This is a genomic window from Streptomyces sp. NPDC036813 (assembly GCF_055609245.1).
Window position 1 is genome coordinate 1 of the sequence record NZ_JBVJPV010000018.1, and the last position, 17,049, is coordinate 17,049.

Here is a 17,049-nt window from a genome sequence, read left to right on the forward strand (position 1 = left end):
AAGCCCAAGCGCCGCGCCGCGAAGAAGTCCGGCCCCGTCGCCTCCGGCGACACCCTCGCCTCCCCCATGCAGGGCACCATCGTCAAGATCGCCGTCGAGGAAGGCCAGGAAGTCCAGGAAGGCGACCTCGTCGTCGTCCTCGAGGCCATGAAGATGGAACAGCCCCTCAACGCTCACAAGTCCGGCACCATCAAGGGCCTCACCGCCGAGGTCGGCGCCTCCCTCACCAGCGGCGCCGCCATCTGCGAGATCAAGGACTGACCGCAGGCACAGCGAACGGCGAAGCGCCCGGCGGACCGATCACTCCGGTCCGCCGGGCGCTTCGTCGTGTGCAGGGCCGATCATTCCGCTGTGCCGGGCGCTTCGTCGTATGCAGGGCCGATCATTCCGATGCGCCCGGCGCTTCGTCGTATGCAGGCCGCCGTCAGCGCCGTCGCCGGCGAGGGTCGGAGCCGCCGCCCGGGGTCAGCGCCGCCGCATGTCCGCCACGCGGTTGCGTTCGGGCTGCTGGGGCTGGTCGGTGAGGACGCCCGTGGGGCGGATGCCGGGCATGTGGCCGCGGCGGGGGTTCGGGAGGGGCACGTCCCGGCGCTGCTGGCGCGCCGGGACCGGGTCACCCCCCTGGCTGCCCGTCGCCCCGGCCACGGCGATCTGCACCCCCTGGTCGGCAAGGGCCTGGAGTTCGGTCTGGGCACGGTCGTCGTGGGCCGGTGGCTCGTCCGTGACCAGACGGGTGATGACGTCGGTCGGGACCGTCTGGAACATCGTGTCGGTGCCGAGCTTGGTGTGGTCGGCGAGGACGACGACCTCGGCGGCGGCCTGCACGAGAGCCCGGTCGACGGACGCCGAGAGCATGTTGGACGTCGAAAGCCCGCGCTCGGCGGTCAGCCCGCTGCCCGAGAGGAAGGCGCGTGAGACGCGCAGCCCCTGGAGGGACTGCTCGGCGCCGCTGCCGACCAGGGCGTAGTTGGAGCCTCTGAGCGTGCCGCCGGTCATCACGACCTCCACGCGGTTGGCGTGGGCCAGCGCCTGGGCGACCAGCAGGGAGTTGGTGACCACCGTCAGCCCGGGGATGCGGGCGAGCCGGCGGGCCAGCTCCTGGGTCGTGGTGCCGGCGCCGACCACGACGGCCTCGCCCTCCTCCACGAAGGTGGCGGCGAGATCGGCGATGGCCGTCTTCTCGGCGGTCGCGACATGGGACTTCTGCGGGAAGCCCGACTCGCGGGTGAACCCGCCCGGCAGCACCGCACCGCCGTGCCGGCGGTCGAGGAGTCCTTCGGCCTCCAGTGCCCGCACGTCCCGCCGTACGGTCACTTCGGAGGTCTGGACGACGCGGGCGAGCTCACGGAGCGACACGGCCCCGTTGGCCCGCACCATTTCGAGGATCAGTTGGCGACGTTCTGCAGCGAACACGAAACTGACAGTAACGCGGACGACCGTCTGGTTTCAGCAGTATGCGCCGAATAACGGAAGTTGTTCGCACGGTACGACGCGAAGTGGTATAGGGGCCTAGTCCCGGCGCCTATGCCGCACGCATGCGCGACGACGCACCGTGACCGGTGGGCGCGATCCCTCGTGACCTGCGCGGACGGCTCCCCACCACCGGCGGGGAGCCGCACCGGGCCGTCAGACCTCGCCCGCCGCCTTCCCCGTGTGCAACTGCCGGGCGACTTCGGCGATCGAGCCCGACAGGGACGGGTACACGGTGAACGCGTTCGCGATCTGTTCGACCGTCAGATTGTTGTCGACCGCGACCGATGCGTTCCGTATGCCGGAGCCGAAGCTTTGTGCAACCTGATTGTCAGTCAACTGCACTCATGGCTAAGCTACTTGTTCAGCATTGCAACATGGAACGACTACCTCGTACGCATGAGGGCGTCCCACCAGCGGCTCCTGGAAGTCCCCCCTGGTCAGACTCCTTCTCCGTCACGTTCGGCGCACCGGTTTCTCACGGAACCGCACTCGTCGGACCTGCCGCAGGCGTACGACTCCCTCGGTCCACCACTGGAATGCGCGAGCGCCGAGCGCCCTCGCGTGACGGAGTGCAGGAAGACGGACCTCGGCGGTCGGCCTCCTGCGTAGAGCCATACGGCTCCGAGGAGGCTGGACATGTGTACTGCCCAAACGTATGCCGTCCCTCAGACGGACGCGCCGGGGACCATCGCCCTGTGCGACGAATCGATGCGCCTGAGACACGGCGTCGGCGGTATTTATCTGCTGTCTGCGGTCATCGTGCCCTCCACCGCACTGCCCGCGGTGCGCGACCGCATGAAGGGGCTGCAGTTGCCCGGGCAGCGCAAGAAGCTGCATTGGCGGGACGAGTCGGCACCTCGGCGCGCATTGGCTGCCAAGGGCCTGGCCGCCCTGAACGCCGACATCGTCGTCGCCACGTGGTGCGGCATGGCGCACGACAAGCAGGAGCGCGCCCGACGCAAAGCGATGGAGGGCCTGCTGCTGGACTTGGGGCGACGCCGAGTGGCTCACGCGGTTTTCGAGTCCCGCGGCCCTGAACGGGATCGCGCCGATGTGTCCGCGTTGGCCGGACTGCGCCGATCCGGGATACTGCCCCCCTCTCTGCGAGTGAGCCATACCCCGGGTGACGACGAGCCCGCCCTGTGGTCCGCCGACATCGCGGCCGGCGCGTACAGCACCGCCGTGAGCGGGGCGCCCGATTACTGGCTGGCGGCTCTGCTGGGCTCCAAGGGAACGGTGCTGACCTGCGGAGCCTGCGGGACGCCTCACGCCCCCCTCGCGCCGCCGGAATCCGTCTGAGCAAGCGCGAAGGCCAGGCGTCCGTCGTCCGGCGGATGGCCTGGCCTCACTTCCGGCCCCTCCTGGGGCCGGCACCACATCTACTCTGCCTCCCCGTCCATCGAGGGTCAAGCGGAAGGTCTGACACGTATGAGTGACGTCGAGCCCGTCTACGAACTGCCCGAAGACGAATACCGCAACCGCGTCGGAGTCCTGCTCGACCGGCTCAGGGATCTACAGGTCCGGGACATGCGAGCGGTCAGGGCAGCTGCCGAGCGCATTCTCGAGCACCCCGACGGCACCACGCACACGGTCGAATCCGCAGCCCAGCTGCTCAGCGCGGTCGTCGACCCGCGGGGCGTCCGAGCCAACCAGATACGGTCTCAACGCGTACGCGGCGGCCGCATACTCCACTTGCTCCGCGCCACCGTGTGGACACCCCTGTTGCTGGTCGACGCGACCAACGGCCGCTTCGTGGTCGGCCAGGCCTACCTCTCCGACCCGCAGGTGACGCCTGGGACCACGTCAAAGGTGGCGCTCGCGGCGCCGGACTCCTCCGGAAGCGTTCCGTCGCTGATCTACCGCGGCACCCGGCAAGCGGTGGCCACCGCACTGGACGAGAACGCGGCGTACGTGATCCAGGAGAACTCCTGGGAGTCCGACATCCGGATCAACGGCATCCTCATGCCCCTGCTCGCCGGGCATGTGGAGTACCGCTTCACCGATGCCCCGCCGCGCCCCGCCGTCGGCGTCGTGGACGGGACGTCGCGCACCGCGTCCGCGCATCGGATCCTGGAACTCACCGAATCCGACATCGTCGCGGCCTCGCCCGACTCCCAGCGCAAGTGGCTCACCCGACGCCTGAAGGACCTGACGCATGATGTGGAGGCGCTCGCCTCCGCCGGGGAGCCGGACGAGGAGGGACTGATGACGGTGGAGGGGGTGGTGAACGCCCTCACCGCGGAGGCCGACCTGATCGTCGGCTGGGGCTGGGACAAGCAGACCGGCAGCCACCCGACCCGTGTCGAACCCACTTACGCGAGCACGCTCAACCTCGCCCTCGGGGCGCAGAACATCGAGCCGAAGGCGTTCTCTGCCGAGGCGCAGGGCACCCTCCTCGCGGAACGATCCGTGAACACCCTTGCGGACTACGGTCTGATCACTCCGACGGAACTCGCCTACGCGCTGGGGCGCGAGGACGTGACCCAGGTGGCGCGGGATCTGGGCTTCAGCCCACACCGTGACGAGCGCTGCGCCTGGCTCATCCGTCTCATGACGACCCCGGAACCGAGGTTCCGCAGGCTGCTGAACGAAGCGCTGAACACGAAAGCGTTCTCCGCCAAGAATCGCTCCCGCCCCACCCTTGAACTCGCTTTGCGTTCCTTCTCCGGGCACGACCACCAATACCTCGACCGGGCCCGCAACGCCGCTGCGCATGCTCTGTGGACGGACGTGGGCACCGCTCCTTGGAGTGTCACGTCCCGCCCCGACGATCAGGCTCTCGATGAGTTGCAGGGCAAGGCACTGGCCGAGGTGCACAACGGACAACCGGGCCCGAGCTGCCAGGAAGTCGCGGCGAGGGGCATCGTTCCGCTCCTCGCACTGGGCGGTCTCGGCGTCGACCGTGGTTCCGCCCGGTTCCGAGGACAGCCGGCGGTCGTGGTCGGCCGCATGATGCGGAGTGAGTGGGGCATCCGGCAGCTCATCGCCACGGTCCGGGCCGCCCGCGAGGGCCGCCCCTTCCCCCGACTCGGTTCCGACGGCGGGGAACTGCCCGAGGACGCGCAGCCGAACACCCCGTCGTACAACAATGACTGGCTGCGCGAACAGGTGCTGAGCGAAGACGTCGTCACACCGGTCACCGAGGCCGAGGCGCCTGAGAAGCTGCTCTTCCAGTCGCTCCGGTCCGCGTGGGACGCACTGGAGAGATACCGGGAGCTGAAGGACCCGGCCTACGACTCCCTCACCGACGACAAGTGGCGAGAGGCGGCCAGGACGGCGGACCGGTTGTCCAAGAACTTGGACAAATACGTCCGGGAAGAGGACTGAGAAACTGCCCCTGTGGGTGTCGGGCCACGTACGTTCCCGTGTCCCGACACCGCGCGGGATCAGACCTCGCCCGCCGCCTTCCGCGTGTGCAACTGCCGGGCGACTTCGGCGATCGAGCCCGACAGGGACGGGTACACGGTGAACGCGTTCGCGATCTGTTCGACCGTCAGATTGTTGTCGACCGCGATCGAGATGGGATGGATCAGTTCCGAGGCGCGCGGCGCCACGACCACACCGCCGACGACGATCCCGGTGCCCGGGCGGCAGAAGATCTTGACGAAGCCGTCCCGGATGCCCTGCATCTTCGCGCGCGGGTTGCGCAGCAGAGGGAGCTTGACGACCCGGGCGTCGATCTTGCCGCCGTCCACGTCGGCCTGGGTGTAGCCGACGGTGGCGATCTCGGGGTCGGTGAAGACGTTGGACGACACCGTCTTGAGGTTGAGCGGGGCCACCGCGTCGCCCAGGAAGTGGTACATGGCGATACGGCCCTGCATGGCGGCGACGGACGCCAGCGCGAACACGCCGGTGACGTCACCTGCGGCGTACACGCCGGGAGCGGTGGTGCGGGAGACCTTGTCGGTCCAGATGTGACCCGACTCGCGCAGCTTGACGCCGGCCTCCTCCAGGCCGAGACCCGCGGAGTTCGGGATCGCGCCGACCGCCATCAGGCAGTGGGAGCCGGTGATGACCCGGCCGTCGGCGAGCGTGACCTCGACCCGGTCGCCGACCCGCTTGGCGGCGGCGGCGCGGGAGCGGGCCATGACGTTCATGCCCCGGCGGCGGAAGACGTCCTCGAGGACGGCGGCGGCGTCCGGGTCCTCGCCGGGCAGCACGCGGTCGCGGGAGGAGACGAGGGTGACCCGGGAGCCGAGGGCCTGGTAGGCGCCGGCGAACTCGGCGCCCGTCACGCCGGAGCCGACCACGATGAGCTCCTCGGGCAGCTCGGTGAGGTCGTAGACCTGCGTCCAGTTAAGGATGCGCTCGCCGTCCGGCTGGGCGTCGGGCAGCTCACGCGGGTGACCACCGGTGGCGATCAGTACGGCGTCGGCGGTGAGTGTCTCCTCGGTGCCGTCGGCCGCGGTGACGACGACCTTGCGGGAGCCGTCGAGGGCCTGCATGCCGTCCAGACGGCCACGGCCGCGCATGACCCGGGCGCCGGCCCGGGTGACGGAGGCGGTGATGTCGTGCGACTGGGCGAGCGCGAGGCGCTTCACACGCCGGTTGACCTTGCCGAGGTCCACGCCGACCACCCGGGCCGCCTGCTCCAGCGGCGGGGTGTCGTCGGCGACGATGATGCCGAGCTCCTCGTAGGAGGAGTCGAAGGTCGTCATCACCTCGGCCGTGGCGATGAGGGTCTTGGACGGTACGCAGTCGGTGAGCACCGACGCCCCGCCCAGGCCGTCGCTGTCGACGACGGTCACCTCCGCACCGAGTTGCGCGGCCACCAGGGCCGCTTCGTATCCGCCGGGTCCGCCACCGATGATCACGATCCGAGTCACGTATCCCATTGTCCCGCACGCTTCAACCTGCTACCGCCTCGGGGGCGGTCTGTGAGCCGTCCGTTACCGCAGTGACGCACACGCCGCTGCCGTACCCTTCGTGCATGTCGCTCTACGCCGCGTACGCCGGCCATCTCGACGCGCGGCTGATGTCGCGCCGCGCCCCGCACTCGCCGCTGCGCGCCACGGGCTGGCTGAACGGCTGGCGGCTGACGTTCGGCGGCGAGCAGCTGGGCTGGGAGGGCGCGCTCGCGACGATCGTGGAGGACCCGCTGTCGCAGGTCTTCGTCGCGCTGTACGACATCGCCGAGATGGACGAGGCATCCCTCGACCGCTGGGAGGGCGTCGGTCTGGACATCTACCGCCGCATGCGGGTCCGCGTCCACACCCTGGAGGGCGAGGAGCGCGCCTGGACCTACGCCCTGAACGCCTACGAGGGCGGCCTGCCCTCGGCCCGCTACCTGGGCGACATCGCGGACGCGGCGGAGTCGGCGGGCGCGCCGCACGACTATGTGATGGAGCTGCGGAAACGTCCTTGCTGAGGGCCTGCCGGCGGCTGGGGGCTCGGGTGCGGGTGCCTGCGGCGCCGGGTGCGGGTGCCTGCGGCGCCGGTGCGTTGTCGGGTGCCGGCGGCGCCGGGTGCGGATGCCTGCGGCGCCGGTGTGTTGTCGGGTGCGGCTGTGTTGTGCCTGCGGCGCCGGGTGTGTTGTCGGGTGCCGGCGCGTTGTGGCTGGTCGCGCCGTTCCCCGCGCCCCTTTCTGTGCCTGCGGCGGCCCGTTGCGGTCCGGTGGCCGGTTGCTGTCGCGCCTGCGGTCTGTTGTGGGTCGGGGCCGGGGCGGGGGGTGTCCGTCCTCGGTCCGGCCGCCCGTTCCCGACGCGTGCAGCCTTGCCCGGTGCCGGACGCTGCGGGCGGACGCCCCCCGCCCCGGCCCCTTCCCGCCGTACGCGGGTGCGCCGCCGCCGTCGCCACCTGCCGTTCCGGCGGCCCTCGTCGGAAACGACAAGACAACGATCCCCATGCCGTCGGCTCTGACATCTACGCGCGTAGGCGAAGCTCGGCTACCCTCGATGCCGTGAACGCATCTCTTCTTCCGGACGACATCCAGGGCGACCCGTACGCCGCCGCCGACGCCGCTGCCGCGCGCCTGCGCGAACTGACCGGTGCCGAGACCCACGACGTCGCCCTCGTGATGGGCTCCGGCTGGGCTCCGGCCGTCGACGCCCTGGGCGCCCCCGAGGCCGAGTTCCAGGTCACCGAGCTCCCCGGCTTCCCGCCCCCGGCGGTCGAGGGCCACGGCGGCAAGATCCGCTCGTACCGCATCGGGACCAAGCGCGCCCTGGTGTTCCTGGGCCGTACGCACTACTACGAGGGCCGTGGCGTCGCCGCCGTGTCCCACGGGGTGCGCACCGCCGTCGCCGCCGGCGCCAAGACCATCGTGCTGACCAACGGCTGCGGCGGTCTGCGCGAGGGCATGCGTCCCGGTCAGCCGGTGCTGATCAGCGACCACATCAACCTCACCGCCACCTCCCCCATCGTCGGCGCCAACTTCGTCGACCTGACCGACCTGTACTCGCCGCGGCTGCGCGCGCTGTGCAAGGAGGTCGACCCCACGCTGGAGGAGGGCGTCTACGCCCAGTTCCCCGGCCCGCACTACGAGACCCCGGCCGAGATCCGCATGGCCCGTGTCATCGGCGCGGACCTGGTCGGCATGTCCACCGTGCTCGAGGCCATCGCCGCGCGCGAGGCGGGCGCCGAGGTGCTCGGCATCTCCCTGGTCACCAACCTCGCCGCCGGCATGACGGGCGAGCCGCTGAACCACGAGGAGGTCCTGCAGGCCGGCCGCGACAGCGCCACCCGCATGGGCTCCCTGCTGGCGCAGGTGCTGGACCGCCTCTAAGGCACGCAGAACCACCGACGAGGAGAGGCTGAACCGACCGTGCACGACGAAGTCATCGCCCGGGCCAAGGCGTGGCTGGCCGAGGACCCCGACGCGGACACCCGTGAGGAACTCGCCCGGCTGATCGACGCCGAGGACGTCAAGGAGCTGACCGCCCGCTTCTCCGGCACCCTGCAGTTCGGCACCGCCGGCCTGCGCGGGGAGCTGGGCGCCGGGCCGATGCGTATGAACCGCACGGTCGTCATCCGGGCGGCGGCGGGCCTCGCGTCGTATCTGAAGAAGAACGGTCAGGAGGGGGGCCTCGTCGTCGTCGGCTACGACGCCCGCCACAAGTCCGCCGACTTCGCCTACGACACGGCCGCCGTGATGGTGGGCGCCGGTCTGCGCGCGGCGGTGCTCCCGCGGCCGCTGCCCACCCCGGTCCTCGCCTTCGCCATACGGCATCTCGGCGCCGTCGCGGGGGTGGAGGTCACGGCCAGCCACAACCCGCCCCGGGACAACGGCTACAAGGTGTACCTCGGCGACGGCTCCCAGATCGTGCCGCCCGCGGACGCGGAGATCGCCGCGGAGATCGCCGCGATCGGCAGCCTGACCACGGTCGACCGCCCGACGGAGGGCTGGGAGGTCCTGGACGACTCGGTCCTTCAGGCCTACCTGGCCCGTACGGACGCGGTCCTGGCCCCGGGCTCGGCGCGCACCGCGCGCACGGTCTACACGGCGATGCACGGCGTCGGCCGGGACGTCCTGCTGGCCGCGTTCGCCCGCGCCGGCTTCCCCGAGCCGGTGCTGGTCGCCGAGCAGGCGGATCCCGACCCGGAGTTCCCGACGGTGGCCTTCCCCAACCCGGAGGAGCCCGGCGCGATGGACCTGGCGTTCGCCAGGGCCCGCGAGACCGGCCCCGACCTGGTCATCGCGAACGACCCGGACGCCGACCGCTGCGCGGTGGCCGTGCGGGACGGCGCGGACTGGCGGATGCTGCGCGGCGACGAGGTCGGCGCGCTGCTCGCCGCCCACCTCGTCCGGCGCGGCGCGCGCGGCACGTTCGCCGAGTCGATCGTCTCCTCCTCGCTGCTCGGCCGGATCGCCGAGAAGGCGGGCCTGCCGTACGAGGAGACCCTGACCGGCTTCAAGTGGATCGCCCGCGTCGAGGGTCTGCGGTACGGCTACGAGGAGGCCCTCGGCTACTGCGTCGACCCCGACGGCGTGCGCGACAAGGACGGCATCACGGCCGCGCTGCTGATCACCGAACTGGCGTCGGAGCTGAAGGAGCAGGGCCGCACCCTGCTCGACCTGCTGGACGACCTCGCGGTGGAGCACGGGCTGCACGCCACGGACCAGCTGTCGGTCCGGGTCCAGGACCTCTCCCTGATCGCCGAGGCCATGCGCCGCCTGCGCGAGCAGCCGCCGACCGAGCTGGCGGGCCTGCCGGTGGTGAACGCGGAGGACCTCACCCAGGGCACGGAGAAGCTGCCGCCGACCGACGGCCTGCGCTACACCCTGCGGGGCGCCCGCGTGATCGTCCGCCCGAGCGGCACCGAGCCCAAGCTGAAGTGCTACCTCGAGGTGGTGGTCCCGGTGTCGGCGCACAGCGACCTCCCGGCGGCACGGGCGACGGCGGCGCAGCAGCTGAGCGCCATCAAGCGGGATCTGTCGCAGGCCGCGGGCATCTGAGCCGCCACGCCCGGCACCGAGCCGGGAGACGTGCTGCCGGGGCACCCTCGTCGGGGGTGCCCCGGTGGTGCGTTCCGGGCACGGCCGGCGCAGGCGGGACCCCGGCTCTGTCGCCCGGCCGGCGGTCCGGTCACCGGGTCGGGGCGGCGTGCTCCTCCTCCACGAAACGGCCCTCGCCCACCATGAACCGCCACACCAGCGCGTGGCCCAGGACGACCAGGGCGATCAGCATCAGGGCCTCGGCCTGGAGGGAACGCAGCCCGAGGTGACCGGCGAGTCCGGGGAACGCGCCGACGACCGCGATCAGGGCGTAGAGCAGGCCGGCACCGGCCTGGTGCCGGGCGACGAAGCCGTCGCCGCGCGTGCGGGACAGCAGCCGCAGGGTGCAGGCGCAGCCGACCACGGCCAGGATGACGAAGGCCGCCCGCCAGATCTGCGGCTGTTCGGCCCCGCCGACCTGGGCGAACAGGCCCATCACCGCCGGCAGCAGGAAGGACAGGTAGACCCCGCCGACGACGCGGCGCTGGGTGGGATCGCACATCCAGTCGTCGTGCTTCTGGACGACGTTCCACCACAGGCCGACCAGCGTGAAGCAGGTCGTGGAGAAGAGGGCGTAGAAGGTGGCGATGTTCATGACGGCGAGCGTTCCAGCGCTCACGGCTCCGGCGCGCACCCCACGCCCTGCACCCGCCGGAACGGACCAGACGCTGACCCCCGGGGGCTGACCCGGGGGGTCAGCCCAGTGCCGCCAGGACTGCCAGGAGTACGGCGCCCGCGAGGGCCGGGGCGATCACCTCGTAGGCCCAGCGGACCGTGACGTCGCCCTGGGCGGACTCCGCGGTGCAGCGGTCGTCGCGGAGCTGCCTCAGGTCGTCCATGGCCTTGTCGGTCTGCGCGCGCGGGGGCTCGGTCCGGCCGGCGCCCGTCCCCGGCGTACCGAGCAGGCCGCCCTCCTGACCGCCGGCCGCCACCGCGCGTGCCTGCTGCCGTGCCGCGCGCTTGCGGGCCCGCAGCGAGACCGGCAGGGCCCACAGCTGGTACTTGGTGCCGGAGACCGTGACCGCCTCGTTGGAGTAGCCGGAGCGCAGCCCCGCCACCGTGCCCCACGGCAGGACGATCATCCGCAGCGGGTTGCGCACGCGCAGCCGGTCGTCGTTCACGAAGATCGCCGGGCGGATCGTGTACGCCACCACCAGCGGCACCACCAGCAGCAGCCCGGCCAGCGCCAGCCACGGCGTGCGGCCGTGCCCGACGACGATCGCGTCGATGCCGAGCCAGCCGGCGAGGGCCAGCAGCATCACGCCGGAGGCGATGCCGGCGGACGACCGGTGGATGCGGTCCTTGGCCTCGGGTGCCTGCGGCGCTGGTGACGGGTGCTCCGGGGTGGTCATGGCCCCGATTGTGCCCGACGGCCCGGCCGGACCCGGTACGCGGTACGCCGGGTGCACCGGTTCTCCCGCGTGGCGGCCCTCCCGGATCCACCCCCACGACCTCGAGGGCTATACATCCGCTACGCGCGTAGATATGCTCGTCTGGTGACCATGCCCACTACCGCACCCACAGCTCACGGACTCTCGGATGTCACCGCGTCCGACAGCACGCTGCGCCGCTTCCTCCACGGGCTGCCCGGCGTCGACGCGGTCGGCCTGGAGGCGCGCGCCGCGTCTCTCGGCACCCGATCCATCAAGACCACCGCGAAGGCGTACGCCATCGACCTCGCCATCTCGATGGTCGACCTGACGACGCTGGAAGGCGCGGACACCCCGGGCAAGGTCCGGGCGCTCGGCGCCAAGGCGGTCCTGCCCGACCCGACCGACCGGACGACCCCCACCACGGCCGCGGTCTGCGTCTACCCCGACATGGTGGCCGTCGCCAAGGAGGCTGTCGCCGGCTCCGGCGTGAAGGTCGCCTCCGTCGCCACCGCCTTCCCGGCCGGCCGCGCCGCCCTGGAGGTGAAGCTCGCCGACGTGAAGGACGCCGTCGCCGCGGGCGCCGACGAGATCGACATGGTCATCGACCGTGGCGCGTTCCTCGCGGGCAAGTACCTCAAGGTGTACGACGAGATCGTCGCCGTGAAGGAGGCCTGCGGGACGTCGGCCCGCCTGAAGGTCATCTTCGAGACCGGCGAGCTGTCGACGTACGACAACATCCGCCGCGCCAGCTGGCTGGGCATGCTCGCCGGCGCCGACTTCATCAAGACCTCCACCGGCAAGGTCGCCGTCAACGCCACCCCCGCCAACACGCTCCTGATGTTGGAGGCCGTGCGCGACTTCCGGGCGCAGACCGGCGTCCAGGTCGGAGTGAAGCCGGCCGGCGGGATCAGGACGACCAAGGACGCGATCAAGTTTCTGGTCCTGGTCAACGAGACCGCGGGCGAGGACTGGCTGGACAACCACTGGTTCCGCTTCGGCGCCTCCTCGCTGCTCAACGACCTGCTGATGCAGCGCCAGAAGCTGGCCACCGGCCGCTACTCCGGCCCCGACTACGTGACGGTGGACTGATCCCCATGGCATCCGTGTTCGAGTACGCTCCCGCGCCCGAGTCCCGCTCGGTCGTCGACATCGCCCCCTCCTACGGCCTGTTCATCGACGGCGAGTTCGCCGACGCGGCCGACGGCAAGGTCTTCAAGACGGTCAGCCCGTCGACGGAGGAAGTCCTCTCCGAGGTCGCCCAGGCCGGTGAGGCGGACGTCGACCGCGCGGTGAAGGCCGCCCGCAAGGCGTTCGAGAAGTGGTCGGCGCTGCCCGGCTCCGAGCGCGCCAAGTACCTCTTCCGCATCGCCCGGATCATCCAGGAGCGCAGCCGCGAGCTGGCCGTCCTGGAGACCCTGGACAACGGCAAGCCGATCAAGGAGACCCGCGACGCCGACCTCCCCCTGGTCGCCGCGCACTTCTTCTACTACGCCGGCTGGGCCGACAAGCTCGACCACGCCGGTTTCGGCGCGAACCCGCGGCCGCTCGGCGTGGCGGGCCAGGTCATCCCCTGGAACTTCCCGCTCCTCATGCTGGCGTGGAAGATCGCCCCGGCGCTGGCCACCGGCAACACGGTCGTGCTGAAGCCGGCCGAGACCACCCCGCTGTCCGCTCTGTTCTTCGCGGACATCTGCCGCCAGGCGGGCCTGCCCAAGGGTGTCGTGAACATCCTTCCCGGGTACGGCGACGCGGGCGCCGCGCTCGTCGCGCACCCCGACGTGAACAAGGTCGCCTTCACCGGCTCCACGGCCGTCGGCAAGGAGATCGCCCGCTCAGTCGCGGGCACGCGCAAGAAGCTCACGCTCGAACTGGGCGGCAAGGGCGCCAACATCGTCTTCGACGACGCCCCCATCGACCAGGCCGTCGAGGGCATCGTCAACGGCATCTTCTTCAACCAGGGCCAGGTCTGCTGCGCGGGCTCCCGCCTGCTGGTGCAGGAGTCGATCCAGGACGAGCTGCTGGACTCCCTCAAGCGCCGCCTGTCCACGCTGCGCCTCGGCGACCCGCTGGACAAGAACACCGACATCGGCGCGATCAACTCCGAGGAGCAGCTCTCCCGGATCACCACGCTCGTCGAACGGGGCGAGGCCGAGGGCGCCGAGCGCTGGTCCCCGGCCTGCGAACTGCCCGAGAGCGGCTACTGGTTCGCCCCGACCCTCTTCACGAACGTCACCCAGGCGCACACCGTCGCCCGTGACGAGATCTTCGGCCCGGTGCTGTCGGTCCTGACGTTCCGCACCCCGGACGAGGCGGTCGCCAAGGCGAACAACACGCCGTACGGGCTGTCCGCGGGCATCTGGACGGAGAAGGGGTCGCGGATCCTCGCCGTCGCGAACAAGCTGCGCGCCGGTGTCGTCTGGTCCAACACGTTCAACAAGTTCGACCCGACCTCGCCCTTCGGCGGCTACAAGGAGTCGGGCTTCGGCCGCGAGGGCGGTCGCCACGGCCTGGAGGCTTACCTCGATGTCTGATGAGCAGCGGCTGTCCGTCTTCAAGACCTACAAGCTGTACGTGGGCGGGAAGTTCCCGCGTTCCGAGAGCGGCCGGGTGTACGAGGTGACCGACTCGAAGGGCAAGTGGCTGGCCAACGCTCCCCAGTCCTCCCGCAAGGACGCACGGGACGCGGTGGTCGCCGCGCGCAAGGCGTTCGGCGGCTGGTCCGGGGCGACCGCCTACAACCGCGGCCAGGTGCTGTACCGGGTCGCGGAGATGCTGGAGGGCCGCCGGGACCAGTTCGTGCGCGAGGTGGCGGACGCGGAGGGCCTGTCGAAGTCGAAGGCGGCCGCGGTCGTGGACGCCACGATCGACCGCTGGGTCTGGTACGCGGGCTGGACCGACAAGATCGCCCAGGTGATCGGGGGCGGCAACCCGGTCGCGGGCCCGTTCTTCAACCTGTCCTCCCCCGAGCCGACCGGTGTGGTCGCCGTCGTGGCCCCGCAGGAGTCGTCCTTCCTGGGCCTGGTCTCGGTGCTCGCGCCCGTGATCGCCACCGGCAACACGGCGGTGGTCGTCGCCTCCGAGAAGGCCCCGCTGCCCGCCCTGTCCCTGGCCGAGGTACTGGCCACCTCCGACGTGCCCGGCGGTGTCGTCAACGTCCTGTCCGGCCGTACGGCGGAGATCGCGAAGCCGCTGGCCGCGCACCAGGACGTCAACGCGATCGACCTCGCGGGCGCCGACGAGGAACTGGCGAAGGAACTGGAGATCGCCGCGGCGGACAACCTCAAGCGCGTGCTGCGTCCACAGCCTGTGGATTACTTCGCGGCGCCGGGCACCGACCGGATGACGGCGTTCCTGGAGACGAAGACGGTGTGGCACCCCACGGGCTCCCTGGGCGCCTCCGGCTCGTCCTACTGACCGCCACCCCCCACGCGAGAGCCGCGCCACCCCTCCGTCCGGGGGCGGCGCGGCTCTCGCACGTGCGCGGCGGCGCGGGTCAGCCCAGCGGGCCGCCCTGCACCCCGCCGAGCAGGCCCGCCACCTGGCCCACGACGGGCAGGCTGCCGATCGACTGGGCCTGAGCGACGGGGGCGGTGAGCGCCTGCGTGGCCACCGGCTTGAAGTCGGCGACCTGGGTGCCGGCGCCGTTGTCGAGCGGGTCGACGCCCGTCCCGGCGAGCGGGTTGGGCTTGAGGCCGGCGACCGGACCCGTGACATAGCCGACCGAGCCGGTCAGCGCCGTCAGGCCGGCCTGCGGGTCGACGTTGCCGAGGGAGGAGGCCCGGTGCGGAACCTCCAGGAGCGGGGAGCCCGGGTCGGTCGCCGGGGTGAGGACGTCCGCGGAGGCGGTCGTCGCCCCGGCGGCCATCGCCGCACCCACGGTCGCCAGGGCGACCAGGGCACGAAGGCCGGTCGAGGTCTGAGGGAAGTCGTGTCGCGCCATCGCCGGTGCCACCTTCTGCTGCGTTGAAGCTGCGTACTGCCGCGTACTGCTCTGCATCTGCTGCTCTGCGTACTGCTGCGAGTTGCTGCTGTTCCTGTCGCGGGACGCATACGGATCGTCACCGCGTCGACGCGAAGCGTAGTTGAGGTGTGATGCGCACTCCAAAGCCGACCCGCGGGGTCGGCAGCGGGGCCACCATGCGTCAAACTGGTGTTCCGTGAGCCTTCATCTCCCCTCCCCCGCCCGTGTCGTGCTGCTGTGCGGCCCCTCGGGCTCGGGCAAGTCCCTCGTCGCCGCCCGTTCCGGGCTGCCGGTTCTGCGCCTGGACGACTTCTACAAGGAGGCCGACGACCCGACGCTGCCGCTGGTGGAGGGGAGCTCCGACATCGACTGGGACCATCCGCAGTCGTGGGACGCCGAGGTCGCCGTCGCCGCGATCGCCGAGTTGTGCGCCACGGGTTCGACCCGGGTGCCGGTGTACGACATCGCGCTGAGCGCCCGCACGGGCGCGGAGACGCTGAGCATCGGCCGTACCCCGCTGTTCATCGCGGAGGGCATCTTCGCCGCGGAGATCGTCGAGCGGTGCCGGGAGTTGGGCCTCCTGGCGGACGCGCTGTGTCTGAGCCGGGGCGCGGTCACCACGTTCCGGCGGCGGTTCGTGCGCGATCTGAAGGAGGGCCGCAAGTCGGTGCCGTTCCTGCTGCGGCGCGGCTGGCGGCTGATGCGCGCCGAACGCTCGATCATCGCCCGGCAGACGACCCTGGGCGCCCACCGCTGCGACCTCGACGAGGCCCTCGGCCGGCTCGCGGCGGCCGCGGCGGGACGACAGGTACGGGCCAGGCCGGCGGCGGCCCAGCCGTCGCCGTAGCGGCGCGGGAACAGGAAGAGCGGGACTGGATGGACCCCCCCGGCCCCCCAGTCCCGCTCCTGTTTCCCCCGTGGATCCCCCGTGATCCCCTGTTTCCCCCGTGTCTCCACGTCCCCCGTGGAGTCCCCCCGTCGGTCCCCCCGGACCGTGCCACCCCCGTGGCTCCCCCGTGGGTTCCCCCGTGGTCCTTCAGGCGACAAGCTCCCCGAAGGCGTCCTCCTGGTCACGGCCGAAGCTGAGGACCTCGTCCTCGCGCAGCCGGCGCAGCGAGCGCCAGATGCTGGACTTCACCGTGCCGACACTGATGTCGAGGATCTCCGCGATCTCCGGGTCCGTGCGGCCCTCGTAGTAGCGCAGGACCAGCATGGTGCGCTGGAGTTCCGGCAGCCGGGCGAGCGCCTGCCACAGGACCGCGCGCAGCTCGGTGCCGCGCATCGCGTCCGTGTCGCCGGGCGTCTCCGGCAGCTCCTCGGTCGGGTACTCGTTCAGCTTGCGGCGGCGCCACGCGCTGATGTGCAGGTTCGTCATGGTGCGGCGGAGGTAGCCCCCGACCGCGGCCTTGTCGCTGATCCGGTCCCACGCCCGGTACGTCGAGAACAGCGCGCTCTGCAGCAGGTCCTCGGCCTCGAAGCGGTCGCCGGTGAGGTGGTAGGCGGTGGCGTACAGGGAGGCGCGGCGCTCCTGGACGTAGGCGGTGAACTCCGCTTCCGTCAGGGACGTCCGCTCCCCCGGGTCCTCCCCGTACGCGCTTCCCCCGTGTGTTTCCCCCGTGAAACCGTCAACCACCGTCATGATCGCGGTGTGCTGACGCCCGGTGCCGCGAGCGCACCCCCGCCCGCTCACGGCACCGGACTTCTCGTGACTCCGGTGCACGTCGTGCAGACGCGTGACCACTGCGCTGGTGCTGGTGCTGTGCAGCGTGTTCATCTCGCGCCCCCCGTCGTGGACTTTCCGGTGTTCG

General features: G+C 71.4%; 17 protein-coding genes. 10 read left to right on the forward strand and 7 right to left on the reverse strand.

Annotated features, from left to right (window positions below; translation table 11 throughout):
* The coding region (locus ACZ67Q_RS31440; protein ID WP_471189128.1) for an acyl-CoA carboxylase biotin carboxyl carrier protein subunit at positions 1 to 261 on the forward strand (261 nt) is incomplete at its 5' end.
* 204 nt (positions 262 to 465) lie between these two features.
* Here the strand turns inward: ACZ67Q_RS31440 and ACZ67Q_RS31445 are convergent.
* On the reverse strand, positions 466 to 1,413 hold the full coding sequence (locus ACZ67Q_RS31445) for a DeoR/GlpR family DNA-binding transcription regulator (protein ID WP_471189131.1): 948 nt from the start codon (positions 1,411 to 1,413) through the stop codon (positions 466 to 468).
* A 213-nt stretch (positions 1,414 to 1,626) separates the two neighbouring features.
* Positions 1,627 to 1,815 (reverse strand): hypothetical protein, encoded by a 189-nt coding sequence (locus tag ACZ67Q_RS31450; protein WP_471189450.1) that lies wholly within the window; start codon positions 1,813 to 1,815, stop codon positions 1,627 to 1,629.
* A gap of 366 nt (positions 1,816 to 2,181) precedes the next feature.
* On the opposite strand from ACZ67Q_RS31450, the gene ACZ67Q_RS31455 reads away from it, so the two are divergent.
* Positions 2,182 to 2,772 (forward strand): hypothetical protein, encoded by a 591-nt coding sequence (locus tag ACZ67Q_RS31455; protein WP_471189133.1) that lies wholly within the window; start codon positions 2,182 to 2,184, stop codon positions 2,770 to 2,772.
* Positions 2,773 to 2,901: 129 nt separating this feature from the next.
* Positions 2,902 to 4,800 carry a hypothetical protein gene (locus tag ACZ67Q_RS31460; protein WP_471189136.1) on the forward strand — a complete coding sequence of 633 codons (1,899 nt, stop codon included), beginning with the start codon at positions 2,902 to 2,904 and terminating at the stop codon, positions 4,798 to 4,800.
* Positions 4,801 to 4,859: 59 nt separating this feature from the next.
* Here the strand turns inward: ACZ67Q_RS31460 and ACZ67Q_RS31465 are convergent, their stop codons facing one another.
* Positions 4,860 to 6,308, reverse strand: coding sequence for an NAD(P)H-quinone dehydrogenase (locus tag ACZ67Q_RS31465; protein ID WP_471189138.1), 1,449 nt, complete (start codon positions 6,306 to 6,308; stop codon positions 4,860 to 4,862).
* A 95-nt stretch (positions 6,309 to 6,403) separates the two neighbouring features.
* On the opposite strand from ACZ67Q_RS31465, the gene ACZ67Q_RS31470 reads away from it, so the two are divergent.
* The 3 genes from ACZ67Q_RS31470 to ACZ67Q_RS31480 all read left to right on the forward strand — a co-directional run bounded on the left by ACZ67Q_RS31470 (position 6,404) and on the right by ACZ67Q_RS31480 (position 9,868).
* Positions 6,404 to 6,841 carry a gamma-glutamylcyclotransferase family protein gene (locus tag ACZ67Q_RS31470; protein WP_471189139.1) on the forward strand — a complete coding sequence of 146 codons (438 nt, stop codon included), beginning with the start codon at positions 6,404 to 6,406 and terminating at the stop codon, positions 6,839 to 6,841.
* Between the two features lie 531 nt (positions 6,842 to 7,372).
* Positions 7,373 to 8,197: a purine-nucleoside phosphorylase gene (locus ACZ67Q_RS31475; protein ID WP_361638385.1), complete on the forward strand. Its 825-nt coding sequence runs from the start codon at positions 7,373 to 7,375 to the stop codon at positions 8,195 to 8,197.
* Positions 8,198 to 8,236: 39 nt separating this feature from the next.
* Complete coding sequence (locus ACZ67Q_RS31480) at positions 8,237 to 9,868, forward strand: phospho-sugar mutase (RefSeq protein WP_471189142.1); 1,632 nt, start codon at positions 8,237 to 8,239, stop codon at positions 9,866 to 9,868.
* A 130-nt stretch (positions 9,869 to 9,998) separates the two neighbouring features.
* Here the strand turns inward: ACZ67Q_RS31480 and ACZ67Q_RS31485 are convergent, their stop codons facing one another.
* A complete protein-coding gene (locus ACZ67Q_RS31485; protein WP_471189432.1) occupies positions 9,999 to 10,502 on the reverse strand; it encodes a hypothetical protein in 504 nt (167 codons plus the stop codon).
* Between the two features lie 100 nt (positions 10,503 to 10,602).
* A complete protein-coding gene (locus tag ACZ67Q_RS31490) occupies positions 10,603 to 11,259 on the reverse strand; it encodes a PH domain-containing protein (RefSeq protein WP_471189143.1) in 657 nt (218 codons plus the stop codon).
* 150 nt (positions 11,260 to 11,409) lie between these two features.
* Between ACZ67Q_RS31490 and deoC the strand changes: the two genes are divergently transcribed.
* From deoC to ACZ67Q_RS31505, 3 genes are read left to right on the forward strand one after another with little or no spacing between them, the layout of a single operon-like run.
* The gene (gene deoC, locus ACZ67Q_RS31495; RefSeq protein WP_471189433.1) at positions 11,410 to 12,369 is read left to right on the forward strand and encodes a deoxyribose-phosphate aldolase; all 960 of its coding nucleotides are present in this window, start codon (positions 11,410 to 11,412) and stop codon (positions 12,367 to 12,369) included.
* Positions 12,370 to 12,374: 5 nt separating this feature from the next.
* The gene (locus ACZ67Q_RS31500; protein ID WP_471189144.1) at positions 12,375 to 13,811 is read left to right on the forward strand and encodes an aldehyde dehydrogenase family protein; all 1,437 of its coding nucleotides are present in this window, start codon (positions 12,375 to 12,377) and stop codon (positions 13,809 to 13,811) included.
* Positions 13,804 to 14,694, forward strand: a complete 891-nt coding sequence (locus ACZ67Q_RS31505; protein ID WP_471189146.1) for an aldehyde dehydrogenase family protein — start codon at positions 13,804 to 13,806, stop codon at positions 14,692 to 14,694. Before ACZ67Q_RS31500 ends, ACZ67Q_RS31505 begins: the two co-directional genes overlap by 8 nt.
* Before the next feature lie 79 nt (positions 14,695 to 14,773).
* Here ACZ67Q_RS31505 and ACZ67Q_RS31510 read toward each other — a convergent pair whose 3' ends face one another.
* The gene (locus tag ACZ67Q_RS31510) at positions 14,774 to 15,220 is read right to left on the reverse strand and encodes a hypothetical protein (protein WP_471189147.1); all 447 of its coding nucleotides are present in this window, start codon (positions 15,218 to 15,220) and stop codon (positions 14,774 to 14,776) included.
* Between the two features lie 217 nt (positions 15,221 to 15,437).
* Here ACZ67Q_RS31510 and ACZ67Q_RS31515 point away from each other — a divergent pair, with 217 nt between their 5' ends.
* A complete protein-coding gene (locus ACZ67Q_RS31515; protein ID WP_471189148.1) occupies positions 15,438 to 16,088 on the forward strand; it encodes a uridine kinase family protein in 651 nt (216 codons plus the stop codon).
* Positions 16,089 to 16,277: 189 nt separating this feature from the next.
* On the opposite strand, the gene ACZ67Q_RS31520 is transcribed toward ACZ67Q_RS31515, so the two are convergent.
* A complete protein-coding gene (locus tag ACZ67Q_RS31520; RefSeq protein WP_361638369.1) occupies positions 16,278 to 17,015 on the reverse strand; it encodes a SigE family RNA polymerase sigma factor in 738 nt (245 codons plus the stop codon).
* Positions 17,016 to 17,049: the final 34 nt, after the last annotated feature.

Coding starts and splice junctions, on each gene's coding strand:
- ACZ67Q_RS31455 (WP_471189133.1), top strand. CDS start 2,182: ATGCGCCTGAGACACGGCGTCGGCGGTATTTATCTGCTGTCTGCGGTC.
- ACZ67Q_RS31460 (WP_471189136.1), top strand. CDS start 2,902: ATGAGTGACGTCGAGCCCGTCTACGAACTGCCCGAAGACGAATACCGC.
- ACZ67Q_RS31465 (WP_471189138.1), bottom strand. CDS start 6,308: ATGGGATACGTGACTCGGATCGTGATCATCGGTGGCGGACCCGGCGGA.
- ACZ67Q_RS31470 (WP_471189139.1), top strand. CDS start 6,404: ATGTCGCTCTACGCCGCGTACGCCGGCCATCTCGACGCGCGGCTGATG.
- ACZ67Q_RS31485 (WP_471189432.1), bottom strand. CDS start 10,502: ATGAACATCGCCACCTTCTACGCCCTCTTCTCCACGACCTGCTTCACG.
- ACZ67Q_RS31490 (WP_471189143.1), bottom strand. CDS start 11,259: ATGACCACCCCGGAGCACCCGTCACCAGCGCCGCAGGCACCCGAGGCC.
- deoC (WP_471189433.1), top strand. CDS start 11,410: ATGCCCACTACCGCACCCACAGCTCACGGACTCTCGGATGTCACCGCG.
- ACZ67Q_RS31500 (WP_471189144.1), top strand. CDS start 12,375: ATGGCATCCGTGTTCGAGTACGCTCCCGCGCCCGAGTCCCGCTCGGTC.
- ACZ67Q_RS31505 (WP_471189146.1), top strand. CDS start 13,804: ATGTCTGATGAGCAGCGGCTGTCCGTCTTCAAGACCTACAAGCTGTAC.
- ACZ67Q_RS31510 (WP_471189147.1), bottom strand. CDS start 15,220: ATGGCGCGACACGACTTCCCTCAGACCTCGACCGGCCTTCGTGCCCTG.
- ACZ67Q_RS31520 (WP_361638369.1), bottom strand. CDS start 17,015: ATGAACACGCTGCACAGCACCAGCACCAGCGCAGTGGTCACGCGTCTG.